The sequence below is a fragment of the Methylobacterium sp. WL7 genome, assembly GCF_008040085.1.
GTDB classification, from domain to species: domain Bacteria; phylum Pseudomonadota; class Alphaproteobacteria; order Rhizobiales; family Beijerinckiaceae; genus Methylobacterium; species Methylobacterium mesophilicum.
This window is the reverse complement of record NZ_VRVG01000201.1, coordinates 1-6,389: the sequence shown is the minus strand read 5'-3', so window position 1 is coordinate 6,389 and position 6,389 is coordinate 1. Positions and strand designations below refer to the sequence as shown.

The 6,389-nt window shown below is 69.7% G+C and carries 6 protein-coding genes and 2 pseudogenes; 7 read left to right on the top strand and 1 reads right to left on the bottom strand.

The features are described from left to right. The first annotated feature begins 208 nt into the window (after window positions 1-208). The 4 genes from FV233_RS27695 (at window position 209) to rpsI (ending at window position 3,324) form a co-directional block, all read left to right on the top strand. Complete coding sequence (locus tag FV233_RS27695) at window positions 209-1,513, top strand: nucleotide sugar dehydrogenase (protein ID WP_147899443.1); 1,305 nt, start codon at window positions 209-211, stop codon at window positions 1,511-1,513. 59 nt (window positions 1,514-1,572) lie between these two features. Beyond that, the gene (locus FV233_RS27690) at window positions 1,573-2,157 is read left to right on the top strand and encodes a CoA-binding protein (protein WP_187277803.1); all 585 of its coding nucleotides are present in this window, start codon (window positions 1,573-1,575) and stop codon (window positions 2,155-2,157) included. A 217-nt stretch (window positions 2,158-2,374) separates the two neighbouring features. After that, window positions 2,375-2,836 (top strand): 50S ribosomal protein L13, encoded by a 462-nt coding sequence (gene rplM, locus FV233_RS27685; RefSeq protein ID WP_147855873.1) that lies wholly within the window; start codon window positions 2,375-2,377, stop codon window positions 2,834-2,836. Between the two features lie 2 nt (window positions 2,837-2,838). Beyond that, complete coding sequence (gene rpsI, locus FV233_RS27680) at window positions 2,839-3,324, top strand: 30S ribosomal protein S9 (protein WP_147855872.1); 486 nt, start codon at window positions 2,839-2,841, stop codon at window positions 3,322-3,324. A gap of 91 nt (window positions 3,325-3,415) precedes the next feature. Here the strand turns inward: rpsI and FV233_RS31430 are convergent. Then, window positions 3,416-3,550, bottom strand: a pseudogene (locus tag FV233_RS31430) (DUF1778 domain-containing protein); the annotation flags it as partial. A gap of 147 nt (window positions 3,551-3,697) precedes the next feature. On the opposite strand from FV233_RS31430, the gene FV233_RS27670 reads away from it, so the two are divergent. The 3 genes and pseudogenes from FV233_RS27670 to FV233_RS27660 form a co-directional block, all read left to right on the top strand. Beyond that, complete coding sequence (locus FV233_RS27670; RefSeq protein WP_147899442.1) at window positions 3,698-5,158, top strand: helix-turn-helix transcriptional regulator; 1,461 nt, start codon at window positions 3,698-3,700, stop codon at window positions 5,156-5,158. A gap of 258 nt (window positions 5,159-5,416) precedes the next feature. Further along, window positions 5,417-5,782 carry a CsbD family protein gene (locus tag FV233_RS27665; RefSeq protein ID WP_147899441.1) on the top strand — a complete coding sequence of 122 codons (366 nt, stop codon included), beginning with the start codon at window positions 5,417-5,419 and terminating at the stop codon, window positions 5,780-5,782. A gap of 89 nt (window positions 5,783-5,871) precedes the next feature. Further along, window positions 5,872-6,389, top strand: a pseudogene (locus FV233_RS27660) (PhnA-like protein); the annotation flags it as partial.

Sequence of the window (6,389 nt, the reverse complement as noted above, 5' to 3'; positions counted from 1 at the left end):
GTACTGGATGAGGCGACCGTAGCGGCTCTTCCGGACGCGTCGCTCCCCTCTCCCGACCCGCTTCGCGGGCCACCCTCCCCCGCAGAGGGGGGAGGGAAGGCGCCTGCCATGAAGGCGATGCACCACCACCGCCTGCCCCCGCATACCGAAACCCGCCCGGAGCAGGTATGACCCGATCCGGGCGGCACGCGCCCCGCACGGCATCACGATGGACGTCACCCCCTCCGAAACGACCTGCGTGGCCATCGTCGGCCTGGGCTATGTCGGGCTGCCGCTCGCCCTGGCGTTCGGGCAGGGCCTGCGCACGATCGGCTACGAGCGCGCGACCGCCAAGGTCGCGGCCTACCGGGACGGGATCGACCCGGCCGGCGAGATCGAGCCGGGGGCGTTCCGGGCGGCCCGGCACCTGTCGATCACCGACGACCCGGCCGGCCTGTCGGAGGCCGACGTGATCGTCGTCACGGTGCCGACGCCGGTGGACGACGCCCAGAGCCCGGATTTCGGCCTGCTCACCGAGGCCTCGGCGCTGGTCGGGCGGCACATGCGGCGCGGGGCGACCGTGGTGTTCGAATCCACGGTCTATCCGGGCGCCACCGAGGAGGTCTGCGTGCCCGTGCTGGAGCGGCATTCCGGCCTGCGCTGGAAAACCGATTTCTGGGTCGGCTACTCGCCGGAGCGGATCAATCCCGGCGACCGGGAGCACAGCCTCGCCCAGGTCGTGAAGATCGTGGCCGGCGACACGCCCGAGACGCTGGACCGGCTCACCGCGCTCTACGGGACGATCATCGAGGCCGGGATCCACGCGACCTCGTCGATCCGGGTGGCGGAGGCCGCCAAGGTCATCGAGAACACCCAGCGCGACCTGAACATCGCGCTGATGAACGAGCTGTCGCAGATCTTCGACAAGCTCGACCTCGACACCCTGGAGGTCCTGCGGGCCTCCGGCACCAAGTGGAACTTTCTGCCGTTCCGCCCGGGGTTGGTGGGCGGCCACTGCATCGGGGTCGATCCCTATTACCTGACCCACAAGGCCGCGATGGTCGGCCACCATCCGCAGGTGATCCTGGCCGGGCGGCGGATCAACGACAGCATGGCGGCCCACGTCGCCCGCAAGACCGTCAAGCTGATCGTCCGGCAGGGTGGCAGCGCCCGGGGCGCCAGGGTCATCGTGCTCGGCCTGACCTTCAAGGAGAATTGCTCGGACCTGCGCAACTCCAAGGTCGCCGACCTGATCCGGGAGCTGGCGGAGTTCGGCTGCGCCGTCTCGGTCCACGATCCCCGCGCGCGCAAGGACGAGGCGAGGGCCGAGTACGGCATCGACCTGATCGACTGGGCCGACCTGCCCGACCAGGCCGACGCCGTGGTGGTGGCGGTGCCGCATCGGGACTATGCCGAACGGCCCCCAGAGGAGATCGCCGCCCGGCTCAAGCCCGGGGGCCTGATCGTGGACGTGAAGTCGCTCTACGATCCGGCCGCGTTCCGGGCGCTTGGGCACGAAGTCTGGCGACTGTAGAGATGGGAGCCCGCACGGCCGCCGGCCCTGCGATGATGCGGCGGGAGCGGATCCGCGACATGCACGAGACCAGCACCACCGACGCGCCGGACCCGGATTTCGCCGCCCGGCACGCGCGGTATCCCGAGGCGCAGATCCGAAAGATCCTGACCGACACGCGCACGATCGCGCTGGTCGGCGCCTCCGCGAACCCGGCGCGCCCGAGCTGGATCGTGCTGAAATACCTGCTCGACCGGGGCTACGCGGTCACGCCCGTCAATCCCGGGCTCGCCGGGCAGGACCTGCTCGGGCGGCGGGTGGCCGCCTCGCTGGCCGAGATCCCGGAGCCGATCGACATGGTCGAGATCTTCCGCAACTCCGCCGCCGCCGGCCCGCTGGTGGACGAGGCGCTCGCCCTCGACCCGCTGCCGAAGGTGATCTGGATGCAGCTCGGCGTGCGCGACGACGCCGCCGCCGCCCGGGCCGAGGCGCGCGGCCTCACGGTGATCATGAACCGCTGCCCGAAGATCGAGTACGGCCGGCTCTCGGGGGAGATCGGCTGGACCGGGGTGAACTCCCGCATCCTCACCGCGAAGAAACCGGTTCTGGCGGGCCGGGGCGTCCAGAGGCTCACCATCGCGGAGCGCGGCAAACGCCCGGAGTGAGCGACGCGGTACCATGATACCGCCAATGCGAAGTCATTCCAGAACAAGCCGTTTTCGGGATTTCGATTTTATCGGTTGACGCGCCGGGGATCCCCGGCTATCCACCGGCCGTCGCCGCCGCGTGCTCCCCACGCGGCGGCTCGTTTTTCGGCACCCCGAGGCTGTCCGCGTCCCGATCCGTCGGGGTTCCGGCGCGTCGGAACCCTGGGATCTCACCATGAAGACCACCTCGCTAAAGCCCGCCGAGGTCGACAAGAAGTGGATCGTGATCGACGCGGAGGGCCTCGTCGTCGGCCGCCTCGCCTCGATCGTCGCGATGCGCCTGCGCGGCAAGCACAAGGCCGCCTACACGCCCCACGTCGATTGCGGTGACCACGTGATTGTCGTCAACGCGGACAAGGTGAAGTTCACCGGCCGCAAGTACGTCCAGAAGCGCTACTACTACCACACCGGCTATCCGGGCGGGATCAAGGACCGCACGGCCAAGTTCATCCTCGAAGGGCGCTTCCCCGAGCGCGTGGTCGAGAAGGCCGTCGAGCGCATGCTGCCCCGCGGCCCGCTCTTCCGGCAGATCCTCGGCAACCTCCGCGTCTACAAGGGCGCCGAGCACCCGCACGTGGCCCAGCAGCCGCAGGCGCTCGACGTCGGCGCCCTCAACCGCAAGAACGTGAGCGCTTGATCATGGCGACCCTCCAGTCCCTCGCCGACCTCAACCGGGCGAATACCGGCGCGGACGATTCCGCCAACGAGGCCCCGGTCCACGTCCAGAAGCTGGACGCGCAAGGCCGCGCCTACGCCACCGGCAAGCGCAAGGACGCGGTCGCCCGCGTCTGGATCAAGCCGGGCAACGGCACGGTCACGATCAACAAGCGTCCGGTCGAGGTCTACTTCGCCCGTCCGGTGCTGCGCATGATCCTGCGCCAGCCGCTGGAGATCGCCGGCCGCGTCGACCAGTACGACATCAACGTCACGGTCGCCGGCGGCGGCCTCTCGGGCCAGGCCGGCGCGGTGCGCCACGGCCTCTCGAAGGCGCTGACCTACTACGAGCCGGAGCTGCGCGCCCCGCTCAAGCGCGAAGGCTTCCTCACCCGCGACGCCCGCGTCGTCGAGCGCAAGAAGTACGGCCGCAAGAAGGCCCGCCGCAGCTTCCAGTTCTCGAAGCGCTGATCCGCGGTCTCATCGACGGTTTGGAGGAGGGCGGTTCCTGCGGGAGCCGCCCTTTTTCGTGTTCGGACCTCGCCACGCCGAGCGGGCAGCATCACAGGTCATCGGGCAACGCCGCGATCGCGGCCCGCAGCTTGTCATTGGGCGGCGGGGGGTCTTCGAGCAGAGCGAGGACACGCGCGAAATCCCACTCCGACAGGTACAAAACCTCGGCTGCCTCGGTTACGGCCGCAACCTCCACACCATGCCCCTCGATTACTGACCTAAGTAAAATATACCAGCAATCCGATTGCGCACAAGGGAACAACCGGGTGCGCCGCCTGTTACCCGCCGCCGATCCAGTCCGGGTCGCACCAGGCGAGGCAGCTGAACCACCGTGACCGCGGGCGTCGACAGACACGAGCTGAGGCAGATCATCGCCGGCCTGACCGAGGGCGTGATCCTGGTCGAGCCGGACCAGACGATCACCTGGGCCAACGACGCCGCCCTGGCGATGCACGGGGCCGGCAGCCTGGAGGAGCTGGGCGAGACCGTCGACGCCTACCGCGACCGGTTCTCCGTCCGCTACCGCAACAACCGGCCGCCCGAATCCTACCCGATCGAGCGGGTGGTCCGGGGCGAGACGTTCCACGATGTCATCGTCGAGGTGGTGCGCACCGACCAGCCGGACGTCGCCTTCGTCCATTCCCTACGCAGCCTGGTCGCCACCGACCGGGCCGGGCAACCGAGCTGCCTCGCGCTGATCCTCCAGAACGTCACGCCGCAATTCGAGGCCGAGGAGCGGTTCGAGAAGACCTTCAACGCCAACCCGGCGCCGGCCGTGATCACCCGGCTGTCCGACCTGCGCCACGTCAAGGTCAATGCCGGCTTCCTGGAGATGACCGGCCACACCCGCGACCAGGTGATCGGGCGCAGCGCCTACGAGGTCGACGTCCTGGCCGGCGCCAAGCAGCGCGAGCTGGCGGTGGCGCGGCTCAATGCCGGCGCGACCATCCCCCAGATGGAGGCCTGCCTGCTGCTGCCGGATGGCGGCACGCGCTTCGTCATCGTGGCCGGCCAGCCGATGGAGATGGGCGACGAGCCGTGCATGCTCTTCACCTTCGCGGATCTGGAGCTGCGCAAGAAGGCCGAGACCTCCCTGCGCCAGAGCGAGGCGCGCTTCGCCACCGCGTTCCGGATGACGCCGGTGCCGACCCTGCTCGCCCGGGCCGACGGCTTCGCCGTCACGGCCGTCAACGAGGCGTTCCCGCGGATCTTCGGCTACGGCCAGGACAAGGTCGTCGGCCGCTCCGCCGAGGAGCTAGGCCTGTGGATCTCGGACAGCGCCCGGACGAAGTTCGAGGCCACGGTCCGGCGCACCGGCTACGTCCTCGGCCTCGAGACCTGCATGCGGCACGAGGACGGGACCGAGATCGACTGCCTCGTCTCGGCCGAGCGGGTGGTGATCGGCGCGGACGACTACGTCCTGGCGGTGCTCCAGGACATCACCGAGCGCAAGCGCTCCGAGCGCGAGCTGTTCACCGCGATCGAGACCGTGATGGCCGACACCTCGTGGTTCAGCCGCGGCCTGATCGAGAAGCTCGCGGGCCTGCGCCATCCCGGCCGCGACAGCACCGACGAGGGCGTCCAGAGCCTCACGGTCCGGGAGCGCCAGATCCTCGGGCTGGTCTGCGCCGGCCTCTCCGACGAGGCCATCGCCAAGCGGCTGAACCTGTCGCGCAACACCGTGCGCAACCACGCCGCCGCCCTCTACCGCAAGCTCGGGGTCCACAAGCGCACCGAGGTGATCGTCTGGGGCCGGGACAACGGCTTCACCACGCGAGAAGCTAGTACATAAGTCCGATCAAATCAGTATAATTATACCATTGAACCAGCGGTATCAGACCCCACTCTAGTATCGACCGGATCAACGGCGGGTTCGACCATCGAGACCCATCCACGCCGAGCGGCGCCGCGGGGATCCCCGCCGGCGGCCAGGCTCAGCACTCTTCGCAGACGTCCGACGCGAAACCCGGGATCCTGCGCAACCCGTAGTCCGGGTCGAGCGGCGCACGACCACCAAGCCACCAGCCGACCCCCAGACAGGAGAGACATCATGGTTGATACGGATCGCGTGACGGGCGCCGCCAAGGCGTTCGTCGGCAAGGCGCAGGGCGCGGTCGGCGACCTCACCGGCTCGAAGAGCGACTCGGTCGAGGGGCGCTTCCGCGAGGCGCAGGGCTCCGCCGAGAACCTCTACGGCCAGGCCAAGGACACGGTCCGGCAGGTTGCCGACCAGGCTGCCGACTACGCCGAGGACGCCGGCCATTACGCCGAGGACGCCTACGAGCATGCCGGCGACTACGCCCGCCGGGGCACCCGTGCCGTCGCCCGTCAGGTCGAGGAAAGCCCCGTCGTCGCGCTGCTGATCGCCGGGGCGGTCGGCTACGGCCTCGCCCTGCTGATGCACACCCGCCGCTGAGGCCGGGCCGCGCGTCCGGGACGACCGAGATGACGAAGACCAAGCCGATGACCAAGTCGACAACCAGGTCGACGACCAGGAGTAACCCAGTGGCCACGTCCCCCAACCTTTCGACCGCACCGCTCGCCCATGCGAGCGACTCGCGAACCGTCCTGCTCCACCACGTGTCCTGGGGCGCGATCTTCGCCGGCGCCACCACGGCCCTGGTCACCCAGGTGATCCTCAACATGCTCGGCGTCGGCATCGGGCTGTCCAGCGTCGGCATGAACGCCGCCGACAACCCGGCCGCCTCGACCCTGTCGATGAGCGCCGGCATCTGGTTCGTCGCCTCGGGCATCGTCGCCTCGCTGATCGGCGGTGCCATCGCCGGGCGCCTGTCCGGCAAGCCGCTCGCGGGGACGGCGGGCCTGCACGGTCTGGTGTCCTGGGCGGTGACCACCCTGGTGGTCCTGTACCTGCTGACCTCCGCGGTCGGGGGCATCGTCGGCGGCGCGTTCAGCGGCGTGACCAGCACCCTGGGCGGGGCCGGCTCGCTCGTCGGCGGCACCGTGCAGACGGCCGCCCAGGCCGCCGCGCCGTCGCTGTCCAAGATCACGAACCCGCTCGA